Source organism: Bradyrhizobium sp. 142 (assembly GCF_023074015.1).
Lineage (GTDB): Bacteria > Pseudomonadota > Alphaproteobacteria > Rhizobiales > Xanthobacteraceae > Bradyrhizobium.
This window is the reverse complement of record NZ_JADPKQ010000534.1, coordinates 1-565: the sequence shown is the minus strand read 5'-3', so window position 1 is coordinate 565 and position 565 is coordinate 1. Positions and strand designations below refer to the sequence as shown.

The 565-nt window shown below is 55.8% G+C and carries 1 pseudogene; it reads right to left on the bottom strand.

Annotated elements, in window-relative coordinates:
• Window positions 1-127: pseudogene (locus IVA82_RS47365) on the bottom strand (IS3 family transposase); the annotation flags it as partial.
• Window positions 128-565: the final 438 nt, after the last annotated feature.

The window sequence follows — 565 nt, the reverse complement described above, 5'->3', positions numbered from 1 at the left end:
CGATCTTGGCCGCAATCGACGTCACCGCCGCCCAGCGCGAGGGATGCTCACTCGCGTGATCCAAAACCATCCGAACCGCACGCGCCCGGACCTCGGGTGGAAACTTGTTCGTTGTCTTGCTCGTCATGGCTCCCCTTCTCAAGAGTTGGAGCCTCCGGCAATCCCGGGGCGGTTCACGCCGGCTCATCTCCTCTCTTGTAGCCGATCCATCGGTACGTTTCTCTCAGCCTCGATTTCGTCCTCGCTTTTGATTCTCGATCAGGACATGGTTCTCCGAATTCACATTGGCTCGAATCAGCGAAGAAGCCAGGTTGGACCACTTCGTGGTCATTGTGGTCCGTGCTCCTCTACGAGCAATGATTTTTGCAATCACCGGGCCTACCACATCTTTCGATGTTGGTTGCCAATGCCCGAATATCCTATGATTGTAACCGCGCACCGAAAGGCGCTGCGATCAATTCCATTGTGAAATGGACCCGCAGAGCGGGACCGCTTGAACCGGTTTGCTAGTTGGAAACTGACCGCTCCTGATCCCTTTCTATCACGCTGCCAGAGACTCTGTCTG